This window comes from Kocuria sp. GQ42 (assembly GCF_059758435.1).
Genome location: NZ_JCAXEN010000002.1, coordinates 1 through 26,786 on the forward strand (window position 1 = coordinate 1; position 26,786 = coordinate 26,786).

Annotated in this window: 22 protein-coding genes and 1 tRNA gene; 11 read left to right on the forward strand and 12 right to left on the reverse strand. The window is 72.9% G+C overall.

The annotated features are described in order from the left end of the window. Positions 1 to 240: 240 nt before the first annotated feature. From AC6CH6_RS05550 to AC6CH6_RS05560, 3 genes are read right to left on the reverse strand one after another with little or no spacing between them, the layout of a single operon-like run. Positions 241 to 1,914 (reverse strand): FAD-binding oxidoreductase, encoded by a 1,674-nt coding sequence (locus tag AC6CH6_RS05550; RefSeq protein WP_498254361.1) that lies wholly within the window; start codon positions 1,912 to 1,914, stop codon positions 241 to 243. Between the two features lie 40 nt (positions 1,915 to 1,954). Beyond that, positions 1,955 to 2,740, reverse strand: a complete 786-nt coding sequence (locus AC6CH6_RS05555; RefSeq protein WP_017832787.1) for a lysophospholipid acyltransferase family protein — start codon at positions 2,738 to 2,740, stop codon at positions 1,955 to 1,957. Beyond that, entirely contained in the window at positions 2,737 to 3,525 is a 789-nt protein-coding gene (locus AC6CH6_RS05560) for an SDR family NAD(P)-dependent oxidoreductase (RefSeq protein ID WP_035930281.1), read from the reverse strand. Before AC6CH6_RS05560 ends, AC6CH6_RS05555 begins: the two co-directional genes overlap by 4 nt. 148 nt (positions 3,526 to 3,673) lie before the next feature. On the opposite strand from AC6CH6_RS05560, the gene AC6CH6_RS05565 reads away from it, so the two are divergent. Both AC6CH6_RS05565 and AC6CH6_RS05570 read left to right on the forward strand, forming a co-directional pair. Beyond that, complete coding sequence (locus tag AC6CH6_RS05565) at positions 3,674 to 5,932, forward strand: HAD-IB family phosphatase (protein ID WP_498254362.1); 2,259 nt, start codon at positions 3,674 to 3,676, stop codon at positions 5,930 to 5,932. 36 nt (positions 5,933 to 5,968) lie between these two features. Beyond that, on the forward strand, positions 5,969 to 6,544 hold the full coding sequence (locus AC6CH6_RS05570) for a TetR/AcrR family transcriptional regulator (RefSeq protein ID WP_498254363.1): 576 nt from the start codon (positions 5,969 to 5,971) through the stop codon (positions 6,542 to 6,544). Positions 6,545 to 6,566: 22 nt separating this feature from the next. Here the strand turns inward: AC6CH6_RS05570 and AC6CH6_RS05575 are convergent, their stop codons facing one another. Then, the gene (locus AC6CH6_RS05575; protein WP_133411746.1) at positions 6,567 to 7,769 is read right to left on the reverse strand and encodes a DUF4032 domain-containing protein; all 1,203 of its coding nucleotides are present in this window, start codon (positions 7,767 to 7,769) and stop codon (positions 6,567 to 6,569) included. Between the two features lie 161 nt (positions 7,770 to 7,930). On the opposite strand from AC6CH6_RS05575, the gene AC6CH6_RS05580 reads away from it, so the two are divergent. Beyond that, entirely contained in the window at positions 7,931 to 8,752 is an 822-nt protein-coding gene (locus AC6CH6_RS05580) for a MurR/RpiR family transcriptional regulator (protein WP_498254364.1), read from the forward strand. A gap of 25 nt (positions 8,753 to 8,777) precedes the next feature. On the opposite strand, the gene AC6CH6_RS05585 is transcribed toward AC6CH6_RS05580, so the two are convergent. Genes AC6CH6_RS05585 through AC6CH6_RS05600 form a run of 4 tightly spaced genes read right to left on the reverse strand, consistent with a single transcriptional unit; the run spans position 8,778 to position 12,387 of the window. Further along, on the reverse strand, positions 8,778 to 9,584 hold the full coding sequence (locus AC6CH6_RS05585; RefSeq protein WP_498254365.1) for an ABC transporter permease: 807 nt from the start codon (positions 9,582 to 9,584) through the stop codon (positions 8,778 to 8,780). Between the two features lies 1 nt (position 9,585). After that, positions 9,586 to 10,494, reverse strand: a complete 909-nt coding sequence (locus tag AC6CH6_RS05590) for an ABC transporter permease (RefSeq protein WP_498254366.1) — start codon at positions 10,492 to 10,494, stop codon at positions 9,586 to 9,588. A 1-nt stretch (position 10,495) separates the two neighbouring features. Next, entirely contained in the window at positions 10,496 to 11,314 is an 819-nt protein-coding gene (locus tag AC6CH6_RS05595; protein WP_498254367.1) for an ABC transporter ATP-binding protein, read from the reverse strand. Beyond that, positions 11,311 to 12,387 carry an ABC transporter substrate-binding protein gene (locus AC6CH6_RS05600; protein ID WP_498254368.1) on the reverse strand — a complete coding sequence of 359 codons (1,077 nt, stop codon included), beginning with the start codon at positions 12,385 to 12,387 and terminating at the stop codon, positions 11,311 to 11,313. Before AC6CH6_RS05600 ends, AC6CH6_RS05595 begins: the two co-directional genes overlap by 4 nt. Positions 12,388 to 12,651: 264 nt before the next feature. Here AC6CH6_RS05600 and AC6CH6_RS05605 point away from each other — a divergent pair, with 264 nt between their 5' ends. Next, positions 12,652 to 12,855, forward strand: coding sequence for a hypothetical protein (locus AC6CH6_RS05605; protein WP_035930283.1), 204 nt, complete (start codon positions 12,652 to 12,654; stop codon positions 12,853 to 12,855). Between the two features lie 97 nt (positions 12,856 to 12,952). On the opposite strand, the gene AC6CH6_RS05610 is transcribed toward AC6CH6_RS05605, so the two are convergent. The 3 genes from AC6CH6_RS05610 to AC6CH6_RS05620 all read right to left on the reverse strand — a co-directional run bounded on the left by AC6CH6_RS05610 (position 12,953) and on the right by AC6CH6_RS05620 (position 16,536). Then, a complete protein-coding gene (locus AC6CH6_RS05610; protein WP_498254369.1) occupies positions 12,953 to 14,092 on the reverse strand; it encodes an ABC transporter ATP-binding protein in 1,140 nt (379 codons plus the stop codon). Positions 14,093 to 14,227: 135 nt separating this feature from the next. Beyond that, a complete protein-coding gene (gene otsB / locus AC6CH6_RS05615) occupies positions 14,228 to 15,034 on the reverse strand; it encodes a trehalose-phosphatase (RefSeq protein WP_498254370.1) in 807 nt (268 codons plus the stop codon). Next, positions 15,034 to 16,536 carry an alpha,alpha-trehalose-phosphate synthase (UDP-forming) gene (locus AC6CH6_RS05620; protein WP_498254371.1) on the reverse strand — a complete coding sequence of 501 codons (1,503 nt, stop codon included), beginning with the start codon at positions 16,534 to 16,536 and terminating at the stop codon, positions 15,034 to 15,036. Before AC6CH6_RS05620 ends, otsB begins: the two co-directional genes overlap by 1 nt. A 165-nt stretch (positions 16,537 to 16,701) precedes the next feature. Here AC6CH6_RS05620 and AC6CH6_RS05625 point away from each other — a divergent pair, with 165 nt between their 5' ends. The 7 genes from AC6CH6_RS05625 to AC6CH6_RS05655 all read left to right on the forward strand — a co-directional run bounded on the left by AC6CH6_RS05625 (position 16,702) and on the right by AC6CH6_RS05655 (position 26,059). After that, positions 16,702 to 17,565 (forward strand): DsbA family protein, encoded by an 864-nt coding sequence (locus AC6CH6_RS05625; protein WP_498254372.1) that lies wholly within the window; start codon positions 16,702 to 16,704, stop codon positions 17,563 to 17,565. A gap of 176 nt (positions 17,566 to 17,741) precedes the next feature. After that, positions 17,742 to 17,818, forward strand: a tRNA-Thr gene (locus tag AC6CH6_RS05630). A 444-nt stretch (positions 17,819 to 18,262) separates the two neighbouring features. Next, a complete protein-coding gene (locus AC6CH6_RS05635) occupies positions 18,263 to 18,883 on the forward strand; it encodes a hypothetical protein (RefSeq protein WP_498254373.1) in 621 nt (206 codons plus the stop codon). Positions 18,884 to 19,287: 404 nt separating this feature from the next. Continuing rightward, a complete protein-coding gene (gene opgC, locus AC6CH6_RS05640; RefSeq protein WP_498254374.1) occupies positions 19,288 to 21,726 on the forward strand; it encodes an OpgC domain-containing protein in 2,439 nt (812 codons plus the stop codon). Between the two features lie 231 nt (positions 21,727 to 21,957). Beyond that, the gene (locus AC6CH6_RS05645; protein WP_272027168.1) at positions 21,958 to 23,013 is read left to right on the forward strand and encodes a glycoside hydrolase family 26 protein; all 1,056 of its coding nucleotides are present in this window, start codon (positions 21,958 to 21,960) and stop codon (positions 23,011 to 23,013) included. A gap of 155 nt (positions 23,014 to 23,168) precedes the next feature. Then, positions 23,169 to 23,810, forward strand: a complete 642-nt coding sequence (locus tag AC6CH6_RS05650) for a hypothetical protein (RefSeq protein WP_498254375.1) — start codon at positions 23,169 to 23,171, stop codon at positions 23,808 to 23,810. Positions 23,811 to 23,830: 20 nt separating this feature from the next. Further along, positions 23,831 to 26,059: a L,D-transpeptidase family protein gene (locus AC6CH6_RS05655; protein WP_498254376.1), complete on the forward strand. Its 2,229-nt coding sequence runs from the start codon at positions 23,831 to 23,833 to the stop codon at positions 26,057 to 26,059. Positions 26,060 to 26,129: 70 nt separating this feature from the next. Here AC6CH6_RS05655 and AC6CH6_RS05660 read toward each other — a convergent pair whose 3' ends face one another. After that, positions 26,130 to 26,732: a TIGR03085 family metal-binding protein gene (locus AC6CH6_RS05660; RefSeq protein WP_017832772.1), complete on the reverse strand. Its 603-nt coding sequence runs from the start codon at positions 26,730 to 26,732 to the stop codon at positions 26,130 to 26,132. Between the last annotated feature and the right edge of the window lie 54 nt (positions 26,733 to 26,786).

A 26,786-nucleotide genomic window follows, 5' to 3' on the forward strand; every position in this document is an offset into this window, starting at 1 on the left:
CCAGGGTCGAGCCCCCGCACCACACGGTGCGGGGGCTCCCCGCATTTAACACCCCCCGCACGGCACCCCAGCGCGGCACCCCCCGCACGGCACCCCAGCGCGGCACCCCAGCGCGGCACCCCAGCGCGGCACCCCAGCGCGGCACCACAGCGGACCGCGCCGGGACGACCCCCGAACAGCAGAGCAGGCCCCCACCGGCTACGGTGGGGGCCTGCTCTGCTCCGTACGGGGCAGGGTGGGTCAGCCGACGATCTTGCCGGGGTTGAAGTTGCCGCCCGGGTCCGCCGCCGCGAACAGGTTGCGCAGGAGCTGCACGCCCTCGGGGGAGACGTCCTGCTCCATCCAGGGGCTGTGCTCGAGCCCCACCCCGTGGTGGTGGGACAGCGTGGCGCCGGCGTCGATGAACGCCTGCTGGATCGCGCTCTTGATCACGGCGTACTCGGCGTGGGGGTCCTCGCCGATCTCGTAGCCGAAGGTGAAGTAGAGGCAGGCGCCGGCGTGGTACGAGTGGGACATGTGGGACATGATCCAGCCGGTCTTGCCCTGCGACTCGAAGGCCCGGTGCGCGGCGTCGTAGACCGCCTGGTGCACCGTGGTGAGCTTGGACCACGGTGCGGCGGTCTCGGAGACGTCGCCGATGGTGTTCTGCTCGAGCAGGAAGTCGCGTAGGTACGGGGTGTCGAACTTCTTCTGGTCGTAGAGCGCGCCGGGGCCCGCACCGAGCACCAGGGCGCCCTGCTTCTTGACGATGCCGGCCACGGCCTTCTTCCGGCGTTCCGCCTCGGGCTTGCCGCCCTCGAAGCAGACGTAGGCGATGCACATGGCGTCGGTGTCCCAGCCGCGGCGCCGCATGAACTCCCACAGCACGTCCTGGCCCTTGGCCGTGACCTTCTTCTTCAGCGTGGCGGGGGCCTTCTGGGTGGAGAGGGAGAACGCGGTCTCGTGCGCGTCGGAGACGCGGGCGAACGTGGTGCTGATGCCGGACCGGGCGATCTCGCGCATCGCGACGAGCGCCTGCTGCCACGTGGGGAACATGTACGCGATGACCTCGCGGTGCTCGGCGATGCGGTGCACGTGCACGTCCAGCTGCGTGATCACGCCCAGCCGGCCCTCGGAGCCGATGATCATCTCCCGCAGGCTCGGTCCCGTGGAGGTCGAGGGGAGGGGGCGCAGCACCACGGTGCCGCCCGGGCGCACCACGCGCAGGCCGCGCACGATGTCGGCGATGTCCCCGTACTTGTCCGACTGCATCCCCGAGGAGCGCGTGGCGGCCCAGCCGCCGAGCGTCGAGTGCGTGAAGGAGTCCGGGAAGTGGCCCAGCGTCCACCCGCGGGCGTTGAGCTGCTCCTCCATGTCCGGGCCCAGAACGCCGGCCTGGATGGTGGCCAGTCCCGAGGTCTCGTCGAGCGAGAGCACCTGGTTCATCCGGCCCAGGTCCAGGGAAACGATCGTTCGTTCCTCATGGGGATCCGGCTGGAGGCTCCGCGAGATGCTCGTGCCGCCGCCGAAGGGGATGACCACGAGGTCACGCTCCACCGCGAGCCGCAGCACCTGGGCGACCTCCTCCTCCGTGCCGGGGTACACGATCACGTCGGGCACCCGCGCGAAGTCCCCGGCCCGGGTGAGCAGCAGCTCGGTGACGGACTTGCCGGCCCAGTGCACGATCCTCAGCTCGTCGTCGAGGGTCAGGTGCTCTGCGCCGGTGATGGCGGCCAGCGCCTCCAGGAGGGGCTCCCCGGCACGGGAGGCGGGGACGCTGACCGTGGAGAAGTCGATGGTGTCGCGCTGCCGGGGCCGCAGGTCCACGTCCAGGGCGTTCTTGACGAACGGGGCGAAGGCGGGCTTGTTCGCGTACTCGAAGTGCACGCCTTCCTCGCCCCACCCCCACCACTTCATGTGCTTCACGTGTGCCATCTGCGCAGTACTCTCCTGGTTCTCGGGGGGTGACGGTGGTTCAGGCGTCGATGCGCGGACGGTGCTCGGCGTAGAGCGCCCGCACCGAGGCCTCGATGCGGTCGTTGAAGGACGAGGTGGGCTCCTTCTCCCGGGCGACCAGCGGCTCGCCGACGGCCACCACCACGCGGGGGCGGCCGCGGCGCGGCCAGCGGGCGCCGCGGGGCATCGCCTCGTAGGCACCGATCAGGGCCACGGGGACCACCGGCACTCCCACGGCCTTGGCCAGGCCCGCGGCACCGATCTTGAAGGACCCCATCTTCCCCGTGCGGGACCGGGTGCCCTCCGGGAAGATCAGCAGCGGGACGCCGGCCTTCAGCAGCTGCTTGGACAGCCCCCGGTTCGCTCCGGTGCCCGTCCGGTCCACCGGGAAGGCGTTGAAGATCAGCTCGGTGAACATGCGCTTGTGCGGGGCGGTGAAGAAGTAGTCCGCGGCCACCCCGGTGGCGAGGTCCCGGCGGATGCGCCGGGGCACCGAGCCCAGGACCAGCGGCGCGTCGAGGTGGCTCGAGTGGTTGGCCACCACGATGCACGCCCCGTCCAGGGCGTCGGCCGCGGGGTGCGTCACCACGGTCCGGCGGACCGTGCGGTACGCGAGGCCCTGGAGGAACACCCGCTGGGCGATCCGGCGGGCGAGGCGGCGCCGCGGGTCGCGGAAGCGGTCGGGGCTCAGCTGCGCGGAGGACGCGGGCGGGGCCTCCGGCGCGGCCTCGGGGGAGGAGCCGGCGCTGCCGCCGTCGATGGAGCGCTGGACCGGGACCGGGTCCTGGGGGTCGCGGCGGGTCACGAGCCGGCCGCCCGTTCCTTCTGGCGGGCCGAGGCGACGAGCCCCGAGATCCGGCGCACCGCGGAGCGCGGCAGGTGCCGCAGGGCGAACCCGAGGAGCCGGTAGCGCTTGGTGGGCATCGAGAGCACCTTGCCGCGCGCGACGTCGTCGAGGGCCTCCTCGACCACGCGCTCGGGGCTGAGCCACATGAAGGAGGGGATCGAGGAGCCGCTGATGCCGGCGCGCTCGTGGAACTCGGTGCGCACCCAGCCGGGCAGCAGGGCGGTGACGTGGACGCCCGTCCCGTGGAGCTCCACGGCCAGGGCCTCGGTGAACGCGGTCGTGTACGCCTTGATCGCCGAGTACGAGCCCATCGTGACCAGGCCCGCGGTGGAGGAGACGTTGATGATCCAGCCGGAGCCGCGCGCCGTCATCGCCCGTGCCGCGGCCGAGGAGAGCACCAGCACGGCCCGGCACATGACCTCGAACGCGCGGTCGTGGGCACCGGTGTCCGGATCGGCGAAGCTGGTCTTCACGGAGAACCCGGCGTTGTTCACGAGCACGTCCACGGGTCGCTCGGGGTCCTCGACCCGGGCGGCGACGCGGTCCACGTCGGTGCGGTCGGAGAGGTCCGCGGGCAGGACCTCGACCGGCACGCCGTGCTCCGAGCGCAGCCTGGAGGCCGTCTGCTCGAGGCGGTCCGCGTCGCGGGCCACCAGGACGAGTGCATTTCCCCGGCGGGCCAGGGCTTCGGCGAACGCGGCGCCGATGCCGGACGTCCCCCCGGTCACGAGAGCGGTAAGCATGAGATCTAGGCTACACTACGGTAGCCGTAGCGCAGCCGGGTGCGGTCCGCTCGAGGGGCGTCGTCGTCGCCCGCCGGGCAGGGCCCGCCCGCAGCCCCCCGCCCGCTCCGCACCGGCGGCGGACCAGCACACCACCGGAGGAACACCGTTGACCGAGACCCCCACCACGCGCGTCCTGCTGACGGGAGCCACCGGCTTCCTCGGGCAGGCGGTGCTCGAACGGCTGCTGTCCGCCCACGAGGGTGTGCACGTCACCGCCGTCGTCCGTCCCAAGGGCAGCATCAGCGGTGAGCAGCGGCTGCGGCAGCTGCTGCGCAAGCCCGCCTTCCGCACCTGGCGGGAGAGCGTGGGCGACGACGAGGCGAAGCGGGTCTTCGCGGAGCGCACCGCGGTCCTCGAGGGGGACCTGTCGGCACTCGCGGGCATCACGGAGCCGTTCGACGTGGTGATCCACTCGGCCTCCACCGTGTCCTTCGACCCGCCCATCCACGAGGCCTTCAGCACCAACGTCGGCGGCGCCACCGGTCTCTACGACGCGCTCCTGGCCTCCGGGCAGGACCCGCACGTCATCCACGTCTCCACCTGCTACGTCGGCGGGATCGCGAAGGGCCTGCGCCCCGAGACGGCCGTGGACCACGAGGTCGACTGGGCCGCCGAGTTCGAGGCCGCACAGCGGGCGCGCGAGGAGGCCGAGATGGCCTCCCGCACCCCGGAGCGGCTGCAGGCCATCATCGACGCCGCCACCGCGGACCACGGTAAGGAGGGGCCCAAGTCGGTGGCCCGCGCCGCGGAGGCCGCGCGCGAGGAGTGGGTCCGGACCCGCCTCGTCGAGTACGGGCGCACCCGGGCGCAGTCCCTCGGCTGGACCGACATCTACACCTTCACGAAGGCCCTGGGCGAGCGGGTCGCCGAGCAGAAGTGGGCGGGCGCCGGCCACCGCCTCTCCGTGGTGCGTCCGTCCATCATCGAGTCCGCGCTGCGCCACCCGTACCCCGGCTGGATCGACGGCTACAAGGTGGCCGACCCGCTGATCATGGCCTACGCCAAGGGCGCCCTGCCGGAGTTCCCGGGGCTGCCGGACTCCGTGCTCGACGTCATCCCCGTCGACTTCGTGGTCAACGCGATCGTGGCGCTGGCCACGGGCGGGCACCGCGCCCCGTCGGGCGCGGCCACCCCCGACGGGCAGGCGGACCCCGCCCCCGCGTACTACCAGGTCTGCTCGGGCGCCTCGAACCCGCTCCCGTTCCACCAGATGTACGAGAACGTCCGCTCCTTCTTCCTCGCCCACCCGCTCGAGGACGCCGACGGCAAGCCGATCCGGGTGCCCGAGTGGAAGTTCCCGGCCAACAACGCCGTGGAGCGCTCGCTGGCGGTCAAGGAGCGGCTCTCCGCCGTGGGGGGCCGGATCACCTCGGCGCTGCCCGCGACGTCCCGCACCCGGGAGTGGTCGACCTCCCTGCACCGGATGCAGTCCGGCCTCGGCTCCCTGCGCACCTACGTGGACCTCTACCAGTCCTACACGCGCACCGAGATGATCTTCGACGACGCCAGCACGCGGCAGCTCAACGACTCGCTGCCCGCCGGCACGCCGGAGGACCGGACCTTCGACGTCCGGTCGATCGACTGGGCCGACTACTGGAAGAACGTGCACCTGCCGGCGCTGACCACGATGACCAAGGCCTACGGCCGGCTCCAGGCGGCGTCCAAGCGGCGCGGCACGACCCGGCGGGGCCTCAGCGAGGGCACGGACGTGCTCGCGGTCTTCGACCTCGAGGGCACCGTCCTGGACTCCACGGTCATCCGCCAGTACCTCCAGCTGCGCCGCCGGACGCTGCACCTGGCGAAGTGGCCCGCGGAGGTCGCCGACCTCGTCTCGAGCGCCCCGACCTATCTCAAGGCCGAGAAGCGGGACCGCGGGGAGTTCATCCGGGCGTTCATGCGCCGCTACCAGGGCGTGCCCGCCGGGACCGTGCGGGAGCAGGTGGCCGGGCCGCTCGGCGAGGACATGCGGCGCCTCCTGCGCCCCGGGGCCCTGAGCCGGATCGAGGAGCACCGCGCCGCGGGGCACCGCACGGTGCTGGTCACCGGGTCCATCGACCTGCTCGTGGAGCCGATCGCGCACCTCTTCGACGAGGTCGTGGCGGGCCGGATGGACGAGCGCGACGGCGTGATGACCGGCTACCTCGCCGCTCCGCCCCTGGTCGACGAAGCGCGGGCCCAGTGGCTCAAGAAGTACGCCGAGCAGGGCGGCTACGACCTCTCCCGCTCCTACGGCTACGGGGACTCCCACGCGGACGCCAGCTGGCTGCTGCTCATGGGCCACCCGTACACGGTCAACCCCGACCTGCCGCTGTACCGGCTGGCCCGGAAGAACCACTGGCCCATCGAGGACTGGAAGACCGCCTGAGCGCTCCGGCGGCGGACGGCGAGCAGGAGGGCACCGATGGGCGACGACGACCGGACCGATCCGCGGACCGTCACCACCGACAAGAAGATCACCGCGGCGGCACTGGCCCTCCTGCGCGAGGGCGGACCGCACCGGGTGACCATCGAGGCGGTCTCGGCGGCCTCCGGCGTGGCCAAGACGTCGATCTACCGCCGCTACGCGAACAGCCTGGAGATGCTCGAGGGGGCCCTCGAGGACGCCGTGGCCACGTACTCGCCGCGGCGGCCGAGCGCCCCGGCGAGCTGGGACGAGGGCCTTGCCGAGGCGCTGGACTTCCTGCTCCACGACATGGGCATCGGGGTGGCGGTCTCGCTGCTGAGCGACCCGGGCTCGGAGACGTCCCGGATCCTGCGCGCGCACCTGGTCCGCCCGCGCGTGGAGCGGCTCAAGGAGCTCTTCGCGGCGGAGACGGCGGCGGGACGGCTGAGCCCGGACCTGGACGTCGACGTCGTGCTGGACTTCGTGCTGGGCTCCGCCTACTCGCACGTGGCCCGGTATGGGAGCCTGGGCGACGACTGGCCCCGGCGGGTGCACCGGACCCTGACCGGGGTGCTCGAGGCGCACCGGCCCTGACCCGTGCGGGCCGGCGCCCGGCTCAGAAGACCTCCCGCTCGTCCGGGCGCTGGGCCAGCTCCGAGGCCACGTAGTCCTCGACCGCCGTGTGCGTCGCCACGTCCTTGCCGGCGCGCTCGGAGAGGAACCACCGGTGCTCGAGCACCTCGTGCACGATCTCGGCGGGCTCGAGCTTGCGGCGCATCGGCGGGGTGACCGCCTCCATGATCGGGGAGAACACCTCGCGCATCCACAGCTGGGCCACGAGCTCCTCGGGCAGGCCGGGATAGAGGTCCTGCCCGAGCTGGGCGATGTCGGTCAGCAGCCGGCGCGCCTGGTTCTCGTGGGCGCCGAGGCCGGTGAGCCGCTGCAGGCGCCGGGTGTGGTGGCCGGGCTCCACGACCTGCGGGCGCAGCCGGATCCGCCCGCCGACCGTGTCCATGGACGCCTCCTCGACGTCGAAGCCGAGCTCGTTGAGGCGGCGCACCCGCTCGACCACGCGCCAGCGCTCGTCCATGCTGAAGGTCTCCTCGACCGTCAGCTCGCGCCACAGGAACTCGTAGGTGGCCACGAGCCGGTCGGAGACCTCGAAGGGGTCCACCACGTCCGCGATGTCGTGGCCCTCCTCGACGGCGCCCGCGAGCAGGTCCATGATCTCCCCGGCCACGTTGGTGCGGGCCAGCTCGATGTCGTACCCCCGCTGGCCGCGCGTGAGCTCCGGGTGGATCTCGCCGGTCTCGGCGTCCACCAGGTAGGCGGCGAACGCGCCGGCGTCCCGGCGGAACAGCGTGTTCGAGAGCGAGACGTCGCCCCAGTAGAAGCCCGAGAGGTGCAGCTGCACGATGAGGGAGGCCAGCGCGTCCACGAGCCGCTCGACCGTGGCGGCGCTGGGGCCGGCGGAGAAGATGGCCCGGTAGGGCAGGGAGAAGCTCAGGTGGTCGGTCACGAGGGCGGCCGGCAGGGGCTCGCCCTCGGGCGTGTACCGGTCCGTGACCACGGAGTCCGGCACCACGGACGGGATGCCCATGCGCTGCAGCCGGCGCAGGGTGGCGTACTCGTGCCGGGCGTAGTGGGGGACGGTCTCCTTGACGGCGACGATCTTCTCGCCGGCGTGGGCGAAGCGCACCACGTGCCGGGAGATGCCGCGGGGGAGAGCGGCGAGGACGTCCTCCGGCCACTGCTCGAGGGGGGTGTCCCACGGCAGCTCCAGGAGCACGGGGTCCGGGAAGGCCGTCTGGATGGACACGCTCCCGGACCGTCCGCCGGGGGCGGGACCGTCCTGGGGCGCGAGGGGGAAGTGTGGGGCCAGGGAACCCTTCATACCTGGTCATGCTAGCAACCGGGACGGGCCGGAAGTCGCCGCGGTGCCTCCCGCGCTCGATCCCGGCGGTCGCTAGGGTGGTGAGGGTGTCGATCGAACAGCGCATCCACGCGCACTACGCCGGGCTCTCGCCCCAGGAGCAGCGGGCCGCCGACCTGATCCTGGACCACTTGGACGACCTCGCCCTGTACAGCTCGGCGGAGCTGGCGCAGATGAGCGGCGTCTCCCGCGCCACCCTCTCCCGGCTGTACCGGCACCTGGGCTTCGAGTCCTTCACCGAGCTCCGGGAGACGGCCCGCACCCTGCGCCAGCAGGGCGTGCCGCTCGGCCCCGACGCCGACCCGGAGCTGAGCCAGCACCTGGAGCAGGAGCTCAAGAACCTGCGCAAGGTCCTGGACCCGGCGGGGGAGGACCGCCCCGCCCAGGCCGTGCGCGCGCTCGCGGACGCGGGGACGGTCCTGGTCGTGGGCCTGCGCAACAGCTACCCGGTCGCCCTGCACCTGAAGCAGCAGCTGCAGCAGGCGCGGGACCGCGTCCGGCTCGCCCCGCTGCCCGGCCAGACCCTCGGCGAGGAGCTCGTGGACGTGGGCGAGGGCGACGTCGTCGTCCTGCTGGGCTTCCGGCGGCGCCCCCGCGGGTTCGAACGCCTGGTGGAGGTCTGCGCGGCCACGGGGGCGCGGACCGTGCTCGTCGCGGACAGCACGGCCCGGCGCCACGCCTCGGCCGTGGACCTGTGGATCGAGTGCCCCCTCGACGGCGTGGGCCCGTTCGACTCCTACGCGGCGGCCATGAGCCTCGTGTCGGTGCTCGCCGACGGGGTGCTGGCCGCCGCGGGTCCGGACGGGCGACGGAGGGTGGGCCGCACCGCCGAGCTCTACGAGGAGCTCGAGGAGCTGGACCTGCGCTGAGCGCCCCGCGCCGCCGGGCCCGTCCTCACGGGGTCCCGCCCGCACGGGCGACGACCGCGCTCTCGAGCAGGGAGACGAGCGAGTAGAGCAGGATGGAGGCCACCGTGACGACCACCACGGCGGACCACACCTCGTCGTAGCGCGCCCGGGCCACATCGGAGACGATCGCGTACCCGATCCCCTCGCCCGTGGCCAGCCACTCGGCCAGCAGGGCACCGGTCAGGGCTCCGGGGACGGAGACCCGCAGCGCGGTGAACAGGCTCGGCAGGGCCGAGGGAAGGGCCACCGTGCGGAACGCGTCGAACCTCGAGCCGCCGTAGACCTGCACGACCTCGACGATCACCGGGTTCGCGGAGCGCAGCCCCTGGACGATGGTCACCAGCGCGGGGAACAGGACCACGACCGCGCCCATCGCGGCCACGGAGGCCTCCTGGCGGCCGAAGACCAGGATGATGATCGGTGCCATCGCCACCAGCGGGACCGACCGCAGCAGCATGGCCAGGGGCATCATGGCCTGCTCGACCCCCCGGAACAGGGCGAAGACCGTGGCGACGACGACGGCCGCCACGAGACCGGTGACGAAGCCGAGCGCCGCGTCCACCAGGGTGGTCCCGAGCCGGCCCAGGATCAGCTCCCGGTTCGCCGCGGCGTCGGGGTCCGTCAGGAGGAAGGCACACACGTCCAGAGGGGTCTTGCCGATGAAGGACGTCACGGCGAAGACGCGCAGCAGCAACAGCCAGATCACGGCGACGGCCGCCAGCGAGACGACCAGGTTCAGCAGGGCGCGGCCCAGTTCCCTGCCGGCGCGGGCCGCGGTGGTGGTGCGGGGCATCTCAGCGACCTCCTTCTCGGCCGCCGGAGGACCACGGGGTCACCACGCGGGCGACGAGTCCCACGACCGCGTACGCCAGGAACGCCAGACCGCCGGAGAGCAGGGCGACGGCCCAGACCCGGGCGATCTCGAGCGACTGCTGCGCGTTGACCATGGCCGGTCCCAGCCCGCGGTCCACGCCTCCCACGTACTCGCCGAGGACCGCCCCGAGCAGCGCCGCGGGAGCCGCGATCCTCAGCGCCGAGAACACGCCGGGAAGGGCGGACACCAGCTGGACCTTGGTCAGCCGGTGCCACCGGGAGCCGCCCGCCACGGTGACGACGTCCAGGGCGGAGCGCTCCGCGGTGCGGAACCCGGCGAGCACGGTGACGTAGGTGGTGAAGAACACGGAGATCGCCGCCAGCGCCACGGCGGTGCCCGACGGCTCCCCGGAGCGCGGCGGGCCCAGGACGATGAAGACGATCGGTCCGACCGCCACGATCGGCAGGCAGTAGCTGACCACGGCGATCTGCGTGGCCAGCCGTTCCGTGAACGGCAGCAGCAGGGCCACCACGGCGAGCAGCATCGCGGCGAGGTTGCCGCCCAGGTAGCCCCGGGCGGCCTCCACCAGCGTCACGGAGGCGTTGGTCCAGTAGAAGCCGGCGCCGTCCGCGGCGATCTGCCGGCCGATCGCCAGGGGTGTCGGTATCGCGCCGCTCCCCGCCCCGTCGGCCGCGCCGACCCCGCGCAGGAAGGTCGCTGCGCCGATCCACCACACGCCGAGGGTCAGGACCACGCCGAGGGCGGCGGCGCTCCACGGCGGCAGAGCGCGTCCCCGGGCGGGCACCGCGCGCCCGGGGGCGGGCAGGCGTGCTGCCGTGGCCGAGGGGGGCTCCGGGGCGGGCGGGGGCGTCGTCGTCCGGGCGCTCACGTCACTGCCCGTCACCGGGGGCGCCGAACAGCAGGTCGGACGCGCGGTCGTGCAGCGCGTGGAACTCCGGGGTGCGCAGCATCTCCGGGGTCCGCGGGCGGGGCAGGTCGACGTCGATGACCTGCTTGATCCGGCCCGGGCGCGGGGACATGACGGCGACCACGTCCGAGAGGAAGATCGCCTCGGAGATGCCGTGCGTGACCATGAGCGTCGTGGCGGGCTTCTCCGTCCAGATCCGCAGCAGCTCGAGGTTGAGCCGCTGCCGGGTCATGTCGTCGAGGGCGCCGAAGGGCTCGTCGAGGAGCAGGACGGACGGCTTGACCACCAGGGCCCGGGCGATCGACACGCGCTGGCGCATCCCGCCCGAGAGCTGCGCGGGCCTGGACCGCTCGAAGCCGGTCAGCCCGACCAGGTCGACGAGCTCCTGGACGTGGGCCCGGTCCACCGGCCGGCCGGAGACCTCCAGCGGCAGCCGGATGTTCGACTCGACGGAGCGCCACGGCAGGAGCGCGGCGTCCTGGAAGGCGATGCCCAGCCGGTGCGACCGCCGCAGCTCGGCGGGGGTCTGCCCGTCGACGAGCACCTCTCCCGCGCTGGGCTCCTCCAGACCGGCCAGGACGCGCAGGATCGTGGACTTCCCGCACCCCGACGGACCGAGCAGCGACAGGAAGGACCCCTGCTCGGTCCGCAGGTGGGCGTCGTCGAGCGCGGTGACGGTGCTCCGCCCCGACCGGAAGACCTTGGTCAGGCCGTTGAGGTCGATGCCGCCGGCCGCGGCGCCGACGGCGCCGCGCTCGCGGGAGGCCGTCGGGCTGCTCATTCCCGCAGCTCCGGGTTCTCCTCGTACACCTCGTCGAGCAGCGAGAGGTCGAAGACGTCCTCGGCCGTGAGGCCGGGGTAGCCGGCCACGCCGAGCACCTCGATGTTCTGGGCGACGAGCTCGTCGGAGATCGTGAACAGGCCGTTCGCCTCGGTGTCCTCGGAGACCACGAGCTCCTCGTTCTGGATCTCCGCCTGGCGGGTCTCCTTCTCGAGGTCCAGGCCCAGGTCCGCGCCGTACTCCTCCACGGCCAGCCGGGCCGACTCCCCGGGGTCCGCCACGGCGTCCTGCCAGCCCCGGATGCTGGCCTCCAGGAACGACTTGAGCGCCTCGCGGTCGTTGTCGATCGCGTCCTGGGTGGTCACGAAGGACTCCGCGACGAACGGGAGGCCGTGGTCGGCGAAGGACAGGTTGACGACGTTCTCGCCCGCGAGCTCCAGGGTGATCGCCTCGTTGGTCGTGTAGCCGAAGAAGCCGTCCACCTCGCCGCTGAGGAGCGGCTGCGGGTCGTACTGCACGGGCGCCTTCTCGACCTCGCCCGGATCGATGCCGTTGACCTCCAGCAGGGCGTCGAACAGCGTCTCGTTCACGCCGGACTGCACGCCGATGGTCTTGCCCACCAGGTCCTGGGGGGTCTCCACGGGGTCGTCCCCCAGCGAGATGATCGTGAACGGGTTCTTCTGGTAGGTCGTGCCGATGATCTTCAGGGGCGCGTCGTCCTCGGCGATGGGCGGGGCCACGCCCAGCGGCGAGGACGTGCCCACGAGGGCGCTGCCGGCGAGCACCATGCTCTCCGTGGAGGCCCCGGAAGGGCCACCGGAGATCAGGTTCACCGAGTCGAACCCGGCCTCGGCGTAGTACCCCTGGGAGTCGGCGAAGTACTCCCCGGCGAACTCTGCGTTCTTGATCCACGACAGGTTCACGTCGAGCGCGCCGTGGCCGTCCTCCTGCGCGGTGGCCGCGGAGGTGTCCTCCGCGCCTCCGCATGCGCTCAGGCCCAGGGATCCGGCCAGCAGCACTGCTGCAGCGGTGCGGCGGCGGGGGCGGGGGGTGGTGGCCGAGGTGGAGTTCACGGCGGACCTTCTTCCTGGGATGCACGGGTGCGCGGGCGCACGGGAGACAGGCAGGAGCACAGGACCCCCATCCAGCATGGAATCCGGTGTTCGCTGGCATGACGCTATGCAAGGTGTGTTGCACGGATGTCAGCCGCGGTTACGCAGAGGTAAACCTTGACGGCGCTCGACCGGTGCGCGGACCGGCACCATCCACTAGAATTCGTCAGTTGGCTGATCACTCCGGGTCCTGAGCGACCCGGCCCGTCCCGAGAGGAACCCGCCATGCATGAGCCCCAGGCGCTCGCCCAGGCCGAGACGCACCTTCTCCACGTGCTGGAGCACTCCGATCCGCCGCGCGACGCCAGTCGCTACAACGTGACGGCGGCCGCACGGGACTACCACGACCGCACCGGCACCTGGGACGTCCAGGACGCCGACCCGGACCTCGTCGAGCAGGTGCTCGCCGCTCACCCCGCCGACGGCTGATCCGGCCCCGGACGCGCCACGGCGCCCTCCCCGTCGGGGGAGGGCGCCGTGGCGTCGGTGCGGTCGGTCGGTCAGCCGCTCAGGTCAGCCGCTCAGGTCAGTCGGGGAGGCGGTTGCCGGTGGCGGTGTCGAACAGGTGCACGTGCTCGAGGTTCGGGGCGACCCAGATCGTGGCCCCGGCCCGGGGCGGGGTGCGGCCCTCGACCCGGACGATGATCTCGTGCGCGCCGGCGGCGTCCTCCTCCACGGTGGCGGTCGGGTCCACCGTCACGACCGTGTTCGCCGCGGTGACCGGGGCGAGGTGGCCGTAGACGAAGGCGTCGGCCCCGAGCTCCTCGACCACGTCGGCCTCGATCGGCAGCCCGGTGCCCTCGCCGGCCGGGTGCAGGTCCTCGGGGCGGATCCCCACGGTGACCTTGCCCGAGGTCAGAGCCGCCTGCTGCGCACGGGTGAGCTCGATGCGCATCGTGCCGAAGGTCGCCGCCCCGTCCGCCACAGGCACCCGGAACAGGTTCATCGCCGGCGAGCCGATGAACCCGGCCACGAACTCCGTGGCCGGCCGGTCGTAGAGCTTGCGCGGGGTGTCGACCTGCATCAGCAGCCCGTCCTTGAGCACCGCGACCCGGTCGCCCATGGTCATCGCCTCGACCTGGTCGTGGGTGACGTAGACGGTGGTGACCCCGAGCCGGCGGGTCAGGGAGGCGATCTGGGTGCGGGTCTGCACCCGCAGCTTCGCGTCCAGGTTCGACAGCGGCTCGTCCATCAGGAACACCTGCGGGGAGCGCACGATGGCACGGCCCATGGCCACGCGCTGGCGCTGCCCGCCGGACAGCGCCTTGGGCTTGCGGTCCAGGTAGTCGGTCAGGTCCAGGATCTTCGCCGCCTCCTCGACCCGGCGGCGGCGCTCCTCGGCGGAGATCTTGGCGATCTTCAGGGCGAAGCCCATGTTCTCGGCCACGGTCATGTGCGGGTAGAGGGCGTAGTTCTGGAAGACCATCGCGATGTCGCGGTCCCGGGAGGGGACGTCGGTGACGTCACGGTCGCCGATGTAGATGTTGCCCCCGGTGACCTCTTCCAGCCCGGCGAGCATCCGCAGGGTGGTGGACTTCCCGCACCCGGAGGGGCCCACCAGGACGAGGAACTCCCCGTCGGCGATGTCCAGGTTCAGGTCGGTGACCGAGGGCCGCTCGGCCCCGGGGTACTGGCAGGTCACATTGGCGTAGCGCACAGAAGACATGGTTCAAGGCCTCTTTCCCGGCAGGCACGTGCCGGACGATCCGAAGGAGAAGAGCTGCCCCCTCAGGTGATGGGGGCCACAGTGATCCTAATCACCTTCGGGGCGTCTCCGCCATCGGCGCGCCGTCATCCGAGGTCACGGCAGCGCGCCCCGGCGCAGCTCGGACAGCCGGATCAGGGCCGCGGCCAGGTCCTCCGGGGATGCGACCCGGTGCGCGGCCACGCTCTGCCCCGTGCCCACCTTGATGCCGAGATCGGCGGGGCCGAGCTCGCGCATCGCGTTCTCGTCCGTCACGTCGTCGCCGGCGAACAGGGTGACGTCGGCGCCGGTGGCCTGCATGAACGCCGTGATGCCCTCACCCTTGGTCGCGGAGTGCACGGAGGACTCGACCACGTGCTGGCCCGGTGTGATCTTCAGCCCCTCGAGCTGCTCGAACTGCTCGACCATCTCCTGCTCCGCGCGGGCGCACAGGCTCCGGTCCGCCATCGTGCGGGTGTGGAAGGCGGCCCCCGTCGGTTTGAGCTCCAGCCTGGCCCCGGGATACCGGGCCACCTGTGCCTCCACGAGCGCGGTGGCCCGTGCCAGCAGCTCCAGCTGGGCGGGGGAGAGCTGCAGGGCGGTGTCGGCGGCGGCGTCCCCCAGGGCGTCCAGGAGCAGCTCCGCCCCGTGCGAGCCGGAGAGAAGCATCCGGCCGTCCGGGTCCACCACGGAGCGGAGGAACTGCATCGGCCGTCCGGAGATGACGGCCACGTACGTGCGGTCCAGCGTCAGGAGCTCCTCCAGCGCGGACCGGGCCTCCGGCAGCGCGCGGCTGTCGTCCGGGTCGTCCGTGAAGGGCGCCAGGGTGCCGTCGAAGTCGAGGGCGACCAGCAGGGTCCCGGCCTCCGCCGCGCGGGCGAGGGCGTCCTCGAGCGCCGGGCGGGTGTCGTCGTGCGGGGCCATCACTGCTCCTCCTCGTCGGTCGTCCCGGGGCGGGGGCGGGCGAGGTCCCGCAGGAACGCCTCGGACCAGTCGTTGACGTCGTTGCCCAGGACCTGCCGGCGCATCGAGCGCATCCGCTTCTTCGCCTCGGGCGCGGGCATGTCCTTGGCCCGCAGCATCGCGTCCTTGAGCCCGTCGATGTCGTGGGGGTTGACCAGCAGCGCCTGCTTGAGCTGCTCGGCGGCGCCGGTGAACTCCGAGAGGACCAGGGTCCCGGACCCGTCCGTCTTGGCCGCCACGTACTCCTTCGCCACCAGGTTCATGCCGTCCCGGAGGGAGGTCACGAGCATGACGTCGGTCGCCAGGTACAGCGCCACCATCTCCTCGAACGGATAGCCGTGGTGCAGGTAGCGGATCGCGGTGTGCGAGATGGTGTCGTGCTGGCCGTTGAGGTGGCCCACGAGGCCCTCCACGTCCTCCCGCAGCTGGACGTAGGACTCCACGCGCTCCCGGGAGGGGTTGGCCACCTGGACCAGCACCGAGGGCCCCACCGTCAGCCTGCCGTCCTCCAGCAGCTCGCCGTAGGCCTTGATGCGGTGCAGGATGCCCTTGGTGTAGTCCAGGCGGTCGACGCCCAGGAACACGGTCTCCGGGTCGCCGAGCTCGTGCCGGATCTCCAGGGCCCGCTCCTTCACCTCCGGCCGGGAGGTCAGCTCTTGGATCGACTGCGCGTCGATGGAGATGGGGTAGGACGCCGCGCGCACGGTCCACGCGGTGTCGTCCGTGCCGAACCGGGCCGCTCCGTTCTTGAACGGCACGTCCAGGAACCGCCGCACGCAGCGCTGGAAGTTCTGGGCGTCACCCGGGCGCTGGAAGCCGATGAGGTCCGCGCCCGAGAGCCCGTCGAGGACGGCCCGCCGCCAGGGCAGCTGCGCGAAGATCTCCAGGGGCGGGAACGGGATGTGGTTGAAGAACCCGATCGTGAGGTCCGGCCGCAGCTCCCGCAGCATCTTGGGGACCAGCTGCAGCTGGTAGTCCTGCACCCACACCGTGGCGTTCTCGGCGGCGATCTCGGCGGTCCGCTCGGCGAAGCGGCGGTTGACCTGGCGGTAGCTGTTCCACCACGTGCGGTGGAACTCCGGCGGCGCGATGACGTCGTGGTAGAGCGGCCAGAGGGTCGCGTTGGAGAAGCCCTCGTAGTAGGCCTGCACCTCCTCGGCGGACAGCGGCACCGGGGCGAGGTGGAAGACGTCGTGGTCGAAGCGCTCGAGCGTCTCGTCAGGGGCCCCGTGCCAGCCCACCCAGGCGCCGGCGTTGCGGGCCATGACGGGGGACAGGGCGGCCACGAGCCCGCCGGGGGAGCGGCGCCAGGAGGACTCTCCGTGCTCGACGACGCGCTCCACCGGCAGTCGGTTGGAGACCACGACGAAGTCGTAGCCGGCCTCCTGCGGTACGTCCGTCCGGGGTTCCGGCACCTCCTCCAGGTCGGCCGAGGAGGCGGTGGGGGGATGCTCTGCACTCACGGGATGTCCTTCCGGTAGGTCGTCGTCGTCCTGGCCCCAGTCTATTCATCAGCGTGCTCACGGTTCTGCCTGGGGATCTCCTGAGTCGGCGGCCCGGGAGGGGGTCCGATAATCTGGGCGACGACACCTCCCCGTCCACCCCCCAGGATCTTTCGAAGAGGACCCATGGCAGCCAGCAGCAGCACCACCCCCGATCCCCGGAACCGCGACGCCGCCCGGGAGCGGGCTCGGCAGGTCGCGGACCAGCACGCACGGCAGGACAAGCGCTCCCGTCGGATCCTGCAGCTGGGCATCCTCGCCCTGGTCCTCGTGATCGTCGCGGTGATCGGCGTCGTCGTGGCGCAGAACCGTGCCCAGCAGATCCCCGAGGCCGGTCCCGTTCCCGCCAGCGCCAACCAGTGGGGCGGCACGGTGCTGACGGCCGACGGGATCCGCACGGGTGAGTCCGAGGTCGAGGAGCGCGACCTCGCCGAGGTGCCCGAGGCCCCGGAGACCCCGGACGACTCCGCCGTCCCGCCGGGCGTCGAGGCCTCGGGCGACGGCGAGCCCGTGCAGGTCGTGATCTTCCAGGACTTCGAGTGCGTGCACTGCGCCGACTTCGAGGCCGAGAACGCCGATGCGCTCGAGGAGGCCGTGACCTCCGGCGACATCGTCCTCGAGTACCGCAACCTCAACTTCCTCGACCGCTCGACGCCGACGCAGTACTCCTCGCGGGCCGCGGCCGCCGCCTACGAGGTGGGCAACCAGTCCTCGGCCGAGCAGTACCTGGCCTTCGTCGAGGAGGTGTTCAGCCACCAGGGCACCGGTGGGCTGGACGACGAGCAGCTCGTGGAGATCGCCTCCTCGCACGGCGCCGACATCGCGGCCGCGCTCGAGGAGGACACGTGGCGGCCGATGGTCAACGTCGTCTCGCAGGAGTCCCTCGCCAACGGCGTGTCCGGCACCCCGACCGTCTTCATCGACGGAGAGCGGCTGGGCAACGAGGCGTTCCAGGAGGCCCTCGACGCGGCCGTGGAGGCCAAGGAGTAGGGTCGCCGCTCCGCCGGAGCAGCGCGACGGCGCCGTGTCCCCGCGCGGGGACACGGCGCCGTCGCGCTGTGCGGGCCGTCCGGGCGCCCGGGGATTTCGGGGTCCTGCGACGCGTCCGATATCCTGAGGAACCGGCCGCCCGGGCCGCACCCGTGCGGAGGCCCGAGGGCCGACCCGCCTCCTTAGCTCAGCTGGCCAGAGCACCTGTCTTGTAAACAGGGGGTCACCGGTTCGAATCCGGTAGGGGGCTCCACCGGTCCGCGACGTTGCACTCGCGACCGCTCATGACGTCACATGTTGCGCCGCGGTCTCGGTGCAGGGTGTGCGCATGCTGATGTCCGTGCCCCGGCCGGGACGCGGCGAGCTCGCTCCTGACCCCCTCGGAAGATGTGCGGCGGCAAGGGGGAAGCGGGAGATCCGCGCCGTCACGGGGATTCTGCCGGTCCGGCTTCCGGGGTGGTCGGCGCCCCGCCCGCGCCGGGACCGCACCGGCGAGGGTCCGGACAGGACATGCCGCTCCGGGGATGCGACGAGACGGAACCGTGATCGTGATCGCCCCGGCCGGAGTCTTGAACCGTGACTCAGCTCACTCCTACGGTGTTCCTACCTATTTCATAGGTGAGACCTCTTGCCCAGGTCTCGAAACATCTCGATCGCATGACGATCCCCATGTCATGCCCTCTCCACAGGAGCAGCAATGAGCAGTCTGCGGAAGACCCTCGTCGGCGCGGCCATGGCCGCCGCCCTCGTGGGAGGAACGGTTGCCACCCCGGCGGTCGCGGGGTCAGATCAGGATAACGGCAAGAGCCGTGGAGACCACAGTGAATCGCATGAAAGTCGTCACGACCGCGGCGACCGCGGCGACCGCAGGGACCGCGGTGACGACGAGGAGCGGAAGTACGCATACCATCGCGGCGGCAACGGCGACGACGACCGGGGTCGCGACGAGGAGCGCGACCGGGACGACCGGGACCGCTGGGATCGCGACGACCGCAAGGAGCACCGGGACGACAAGTACGACCGGGACGACAAGGACGGCAAGTACGACCGGGACGACAAGGACGGCAAGTACGACCGGGACGACAAGGACGACAAGTACGACCGCGACGACGAGGACGACCACGACGGCAAGTACGACCCCGACGACGAGTACGACCGGGACGACGGCGATCACCAGGACCACTGGTGGTACTGCGAAGAGCACGAGAAGTGGCACTTCTACGACGACGACGACTGGAGGAGCAGGAAGCACCACGACGACATGAAGGACGAGGGCGAGCACTCGCACCAGAAGGGCGATGACGACGGCGAGCACTGACCGGGCCGGCACCGGTTCGGCGTGTCTAGTCGGAGCGGCTCCCGGCGACCGCGGCGGGTGCGTCCGAGCGCACGGTCCGTGACGCCAGGGCGCAGGGCGTGACCGACCCGGGGGCGGCACCGGCGGATCCCGCCGGCCGAACCTTCCGGCGCGGCCCGCACGGAGCCGGGGGAGCTGCTGGGGGAGCCTCCGGGGACACGGCCCGGACCTCCGCGCATCCGGTGCCGCACCGTGGTGATATCGGTGGACGCACGCGGGGAGAGTCCTCCCGCGTGACGTCCGTCGTCCGCCGCAGGCCCCCCGGCCGCCTCGGCACCCCCGGGCGACGGTCCCCCCTGCGAGCGGACGACGCCGCACGCGGACCGACCCTGGAGGGCACCCTGGTACCCATCGTCCGAGGACGCGTGCGCCCCCCGGCCGCCGCGGCGCTGATCCTGCTCCTGCTCGCGCTCCTCCTCGTGCCGACCGGGGCCGCCCGAGCGGCGGAGGACGACGGACCCGAGGGCCCGTACCTGGGGGCCCTGCTGGACTGGGGCACGGACACGGCGGCCGGCCACGCCGAGCGTCTCGGCGCGCCGGCGGCCGTCTACGGCAGGCCCGTCCCGCTTCCGATGGACGAGCAGGAGCAGGGCCACCTGCGGGACTACCTCTCCCAGGTCTCCGCACAGGGCGCCCACGCCCTGCTCACCGTCCGCCCCGAGATCGCGCTGGACCGGGTGGGCGAGGCGCAGGCCGCGGTCCTGGCAGGACAGCTCGCGGACGCCGCGGAGGGGTTCCCCGGCACGGTCTTCGTCCGCTTCGCCCCGCAGATGAACACCACCTGGGTGCCGTGGGGGCAGCAACCCGAGGCGTACACGGAGGCGTTCCGGACGGTGGCGAGCGCGCTCCACGCCGAGCTCCCGGACCCGGTCATGGTCTGGTCGCCCACGGTCGGCACGGACTACCCCTTCCGGGACCCGTCCAGCGCCCCTGCGCAGCGCGGTGGACCGGCCGCCCCGGACACGAACGGCGACGGCGTCTGGGACCGGGAGGACGACCCCTACGGTCCCTACTACCCGGGCGACGACGTGGTCGACTGGGTAGGACTGGTGGCCTATCTCGACGAGACCGGCACGGGTCCGGCCCGCAACGTCCTGCCGGAGGCGGGCTCGTTCGGCGCCATGCTGGGCTCCGGGGAGCCGGCCGGATCCGCGGAGCAGGACGACTTCTACGCCGCGTACGCCGTCGGCCGCGAGAAGCCGCTCATGGTGGAGACCGGCGCCTTCTACGATCCGGGGACGGACGGCCCGTCCGAGCGCGACATCAAGGAGGCCTGGTGGGAGCAGGTGCTCGCGACGGTCGCCGCCGGCGACCACGACCGCATCCGCGCGATCGTGTGGAACGAGACGGTCGAGCAGCGCGACGACGGTGCGGTGACCGTCGACTGGCGCGTCACGGCCGATCCCGGGCTGGCCGCGGCCGTCGGCGAGCGGCTCCAGGACTCCGCCCTGGTCAGCGGGCCGGTGATGGCGGCGGCACCGCTCCCGGGCGCCGGTCCGGCGGCGGCGGGGGCCGTCCTCGAGGGGCCGGCCGCCTGGGGCGCGGCGGCGGCCGTGCTCGCCGCGGGCGCGCTCCTCTGGCTCCTGGCGCGGCGGGGGCCGGCCCGGGCCTGGGCGTACGCCGAGCCCGCCCCGCGCGACAGCCGGATCGACATGCTGCGGGGCCTCGCGATCGTGTTCGTCGTCGTCAACCACGTGGGCCTCACCTCGTTGTTCCAGCTGCTGACCCAGGAGACCGTGGGCGTGGTCTCGGGGGCCGAGCTGTTCGTCCTGCTCTCCGGGGCCGTGCTGGGGATGGTCTACGGGCCCCGGACGAAGGACGACCTGGGGACCGTCGTCGACCGCACCGCCGCGCGGGCGTGGAAGCTCTACGTCACCGCGCTCGTCGTCGTGCTGCTCGTCTACGGACTCAGCCTGCTGCCCTTCCTGGACGCGGGCGCCGTCACCACGTTCACCGACCAGGGCACCGGCGCCGCCGGCAGAGGGGCCTCCGGCGCCACGTACGACCTCTACGCGGGCATGGACGGGCTCCTCCAGTTCCCCGTCCAGGCACAGCTGATCCCCGCCGTGCTGCTGCTGCAGGTCGGCCCGTGGCAGTTCAACATCATGGGTCTCTACGTGATCCTTCTCCTGGTGAGCCCCCTCGTGCTCGCCGCCCTGGCCCGGGGCTGGGCCTGGCTGGTCCTGCTGGTCAGCGCCGGGCTCTACGCCGCGGGCACGGTCTTCCGGATCCGCCTGCTGCCCTCCCAGTTCGAGGACTCGTTCCCCCTGCTCGTGTGGCAGGTGCTGTTCGTGCTCGGCATGGTCACCGGGTTCTACCGGCGGCAGATCGTCACGTGGTTCGCCGACCGGCGCCGACGGCCGCTGCTCGTCGCCTGCCTGCTGCTCGCCGTCGCCCTCGCCCTGTTCTCCTGGTCGAGTCCCTACGCCAGCAGCGCCTACGACGTCCGGCTGGCCCTGCTGCCGGAGTCGGTGTTCCGCACGGTCTACGACGCCTACTTCGGCCGGACCTACCTGGGGATCGGCCGGCTGCTGAACGTGCTCCTCGTGGTGATCGCCGGCTACGCCGTCCTCAGCGCCTACTGGAGGCCGCTCGAGCGCGCGCTCGGGTGGTTCCTCGTCCCGCTGGGACGGGCCACCCTCTACGTGTTCATCGTGCACGTGTTCCTGATCCTGGCCGTGGCCAACGTGCCCGCTCTCCAGCAGGGGCACGTGTGGCTCAACACCGCCGCCTACGTGGTGGTCCTCGGCCTGCTGTGGGTCATGGTCCGGACCCGGTTCCTCTTCCGGCTCGTCCCCCGGTGAGATGCCGCGGGCGGCCCCGGCCCGGCCCGGGCCGTGGTCCACTGCCGGCCCGCGTCGTTCCGTGACGGAGGGACCCCCCGCCCGGTCAGCGCGTATGACGCGGCCGGCGGGCAGGTGTGGGAGCGGCCGCCCGCGGGTGGTAGTTTGCGCTCGCTAATTCTCGTTGCCCCGTGCGAGACCCCCCAGCGCGCTCGCCGTCGGCGGGGAGCCCGCTCCCGTCGGAAGAACCCCATGCCTGCTCCCGTTCCCCCTCGTGTCCTGTGCACCCTCACCGCGGCCGCCGCCGCCGTGGCCCTGGGGCTCGTCGCCGTGCCCGCGGCGCACGCGGCGCCCTCGGCCCACCTCCCGGCCGGACCGGCGGCGCTCGCCCCGGCGAAGAAACCGGTCAGGACGACCGCCGTCGTGCCGGCCGAGCCCCAGGTCCGCACGTGCCCGCTGCGCTTCGGCGTCGGCACGGCCGGTGGTCCCGCCGCCTCCACCGAGCTCGCCGAGGTGGCGTCCCTGACCGGTGAGAAGCCGTCGATCGTCCTCTCCTACAAGGACTTCGCCCAGCCCGTTCCCTACTGGGAGCTCGAACAGACCCGCGCGGCCGGAGCCACCACCCTGCTGACCTGGGAGCCGTGGGTCTGGGGCGGCGGGATCGACCAGCCGGCCCACTCCCTGGACGCGATCGCCTCCGGCGCCCACGACGCCCACATCACCGACTGGGCCACCCGCCTGGCCGACTGGGGATCCCCGGTGATGCTGCGCTTCGGCCACGAGATGAACGGGAACTGGTACCCGTGGGCCGAGGGGGTCAACGGCAACGGCGCCGGGGACTACGTCGCCGCCTGGCGCCACGTCCACGACATCTTCACCCGCGCGGGGGCCGACAACGTCCAGTGGGTCTGGAACCCGAACGTGCCGTACTACGGGTCCACGCCCCTGGACGGGCTCTACCCCGGCGCCGACTACGTCGACGTCGTGGCCCTGGACGGCTACAACTGGGGCACCTCCCAGAGCTGGTCCAGCTGGCAGCAGCCGTGGGACCTGTTCGCCTACGGCCTGTCCGAGATGCGGCGCCTGGCCCCGGGCAAGGAGATCGTCGTCGCCGAGACCGCCACCGCGGAGGCCGGCGGGTCCAAGGCCGAGTGGAACGCGCACCTGGTGTACTACCTCGCGCAGCAGCCCGACGTCACGGGGCTCGTCTGGTTCCACCTCGACAAGGAGGTGGACTGGCGGATCAACTCCTCCACCGCCTCGGCCCAGTCCCTGGCCGCCGAGCTCGCCAAGCGCCCCTGCCCCTGACCACCGCGGCGCCGCGCGCCACACCGGGTCATGCGAATCACAAAAGCAAACCGCGCGTGTAGCGTGACCCCCAACGACCGGCGCCGCGCCACCGCTCATCCGGAGGCGGCGCGGCGCCGGTCGGTCCCCCCAGGACCGTGTCGAGGAGTCCCCCCATGGCAGTTCCCCTCACCCCGCCCGCCGGCCGCCGGCTCGGACCCGTCTGCGCGGCGCTGCTCGTCGTCGCGCTGGCGGGCTGCGCCGAGGACCGGGGGACCGGCACCACCGCGGCGTCCAGCGCGAGCCCGCCGGCGGCCGGGTCCGCGCCCGCGTCGGGGGCGGACGGAAGCGCGACGCCGGAGACGCCCCGCGACAGCCCGGACCCGCCGGGCAACGACGTGGCCCCCTACGACGACACCGCCACCCGGGACGCCGCCGGATCCTTCGGCGCCGCCCAGCGGCTCGACGACTCCCTCGAGGCCGTCGTGGAGGGCCCCCGCCCCGGCACCACCGGCGAGCGCCCCGTCCGGGCCGCCCCCGGCACCCCGGTGCAGGTGTTCACGCTGACCCTCACCAACACCGGGGCCGCCCCGGTCGACGCCGTGCCCTGGTCCTTCCCGGTCGCCGTCGACGGCGAGGACCCCGCACCCCCCGTCTTCGACGACTCGCTGGGCGTGCCGATGGAGACCTTCCCGACCATCGCCCCCGGCGGGAGCGCCTCCCTCGAGGTCGCCTTCTCCGCGGAGCACGACGCCGACCTGGCCGTCCGCGTCTTCGACAACACCACCCCCGACCACTACGTCGAGTTCACCGACTGAAGCCCAGCAAGGGACCCCCCATGAAGATCTCAGCTCTGCGCATCCCCGCCGCGGTCGCGGCCTGCTTCGCGGTCGTCCTCGCCGGTGCCCCGGGGGCGTCCGCGGCGCCGTCCGCGCCCGCCCCCGGCGTCTCGGCCGGTCCGACGACGACCCCCGGACCCACGGCGGGTGCCGTCGCGGCGACCGTGCGGTTCGAGCCGGTGGACGACGAGTCCACCGTGCCCGAGCGGAAGACCTCGCTCGTCGACGTCCTCGCCAACGACGGCCTCGAGGATCCCGCGACGGTGCGGCTCCTGCTCGTGGACCCCGCGGCCCGCGCGGCCGAGGACGAGCTCGTCGACGAGCTGCGCACGGACCTCGGGTCCCTGCGCGTGGTGTCGCCGGACACGGAGCCCGAAGTCCTGCCCGAGGGCTGGGAGGCCCCGGACCACCCGGTCCTCGCCCTGACGCCCGCTCCGGACCGGCCCGCCGGCGCCGCCCCGGTGGAGGTGGCCTACGCCGTGCTGGGTGCCGCGGGCGAGGCGGCCCGGGCCGTGCTCACGGTCGCCCCGGACCCGGAGGCCCCTGGGGCCTCCGCCGCGCCCACCGCCTCGGGGGAGCCGACGGAACCGGCGGTCCCGGCCGAGCCGACGGACGGCGCCGAGCCGACGACGGAGCCGTCCCCGGGCACGGAGCCCGCCCTGGGCACGGAGCCCGCCCTGGGCACGGAGCCCGCCGAGGAGCGGCCGGCCGCACCGCGGCCGGAGTCGCAGGAGACCGCCGCCGCGGCCGCCGCGGAGAACGCGGACGTGCCCGCCGAGGTCCGGCAGGCCCTGGAGGCCGCCGCGGCCCGGGCGTCCGCCAGGACCGGGGAGCCGACCGGGGAGATGCGCCCCTGGAAGGGAGGCTGGGAGTGGCCGCACCAGAGGGGCGTGGTCCTCTGGTCCGAGGCGCACGGCGCGCACTTCGTGCAGCTGCGGGGCGCGATCGGGCACCGGTGGATCTCCACGGGCGGCGTGGACGTGCTGGGCTGGCCCGTGGACGACGAGTCCTGCCTCTTAGCGGGCGGCGGGTGCCGGCAGTCCTTCTCGAAGACCCGCACGATCTACTGGAGCTCCTCCACCGGGGCGCGGACCGTCAACACCCGGGGGGCGATCGGCCACCAGTGGGTCCTCGGCGGACGCGAGGCCGGGGCCTACGGCTACCCCACGACCGACGAGGTCTGCGGGACGTCCGGCGGGTGCCGCCAGTCCTTCGCGGGGGACCGCACGATCTACTGGACCTCGTCCACCGGGGCGCGGACCGTCAACACCCGGGGCGCGATCGGCCACAAGTGGGTCCTCGGCGGGCGCGAGGCCGGGAGCTACGGCTACCCCACGACCGACGAGGTCTGCGGGCTGGCCGGAGGCGGGTGCCGTCAGTCCTTCACCAAGGCGCACACGATCTACTGGAGCCCTGGGACGGGGGCCCGGGCGGTCAAGACGAAGGGCGCGATCGGGCAGCGGTGGATCGCCACGGGACGCGAGCGGGGGTCGCTCGGCTACCCCGTCACGGACGAGGTCGGCACCGGCACCGTGCACCAGAAGTTCCAGCGGGGACTCGTCACCTGGAGCCGCGCCACCGGGGCCCGGACGCACCTGTTCCGCGGCGAGTGCCACCACCTCAACACGGGGCGCTCCGTGCAGCCGACCCGCAACGCGGCGCGCGTGTCCCTGACCATCGCCGAGGGCTACGGGCGCTCGCAGGCCACGTTCGTCAACTGCGTGCGGATCGGCGGAAGCTACGTCGAGGAGTGGCGGACGTCCGCCTACGTGGGGGCCAGCGGGTTCAAGCGGCCCGGGGTGCCCTCGGGGCACACGCAGTACCTGTTCTCGCCGCAGGGCTCGTACTCGGTCACGGAGTCCTTCGGGGTCTACAACCCGGGCACCGCGCTGCCCTACCGGCAGCTCAACCCCAGCTCCCGGTGGGGCGGCCGCCTGGGCACGCTCTACAACAAGTACTTCGAGTCCACCGGCTACACCTGGCCGGACGAGAACATGTGGTACTTCTCGCTGTCCGGCGACTACCGGCTCGGCGTGGTGATCAACTACAACCGCCCGCCCGACTCGTCCATCGTCCAGGGCAACGGCTTCGCGATCTTCCTGCACGCGAACAAGAAGCCCACGGCGGGGTGCATCGCCCTGCACGAGCACGAGGTCGCCCGGTACATGCGCACCGCGCGCCCCGGTGACCGGATCATCATGGGCGTCCGGGCGGACCTGTTCCGCTGACGGACCGGGGACGTCAGGAGGGGGACCGCGCGGCGCGCGGTCCCCCTCCGTCGTCGGTGCGGGTCACGGGCTACTCGACGGACTGCTCCACCCGGGCCTGCTCCCGGCGGCCCAGGGCCCACAGCACCAGCTCGCTCGGCACGGCGCGCAGCACCCGCACGGTCCCCGTCCTGCCGCGGCCGCCGCGCACCGCGCCGTAGGACGGGGCGATGAGCACCACGGTGTCCTCCTCGTCCTTGAGCACCACCTTGGCCAGCAGGCTCAGGGACCGCCACAGGGCCTGCTCCTCGTCGTGCAGCAGCGGGCGCTCGTGCCAGTCGGGCTGGGCCCGGCGGACGTCCTCGTGGTGGACGAAGTACTCCACGGTGTTGATCCGCTTGTCCACCGGTCCGAGCCGCGCGGGCGAGTACAGCGGCGGGTGCTCCACCTTCCGCACGAGCTCCTCCCAGGGCTGGCCGGCGACGGCCTGCTCGGCGCGGCGGGCGCGCTCGCCCAGCACGGGCACCCGCGGGAGCACCTGGCCTGCGAGGACGTCGGGCCGCCCGGAGCGCACGACGAGGTGCACGGCGAGGTCGCGGGTCCTCCAGCCCTCGCACAGGGTCGGGGCGTCGGGGCCCAGTCGGCGCAGGAGCGCGGCGAGGTGCCGGCGTTCGACGTTGGCGAAATTGGTCACGTGGATCCTCCTCGTGGCACCGCCGTCGGTCGGCGGGGCCGTCCTGACGTCCAC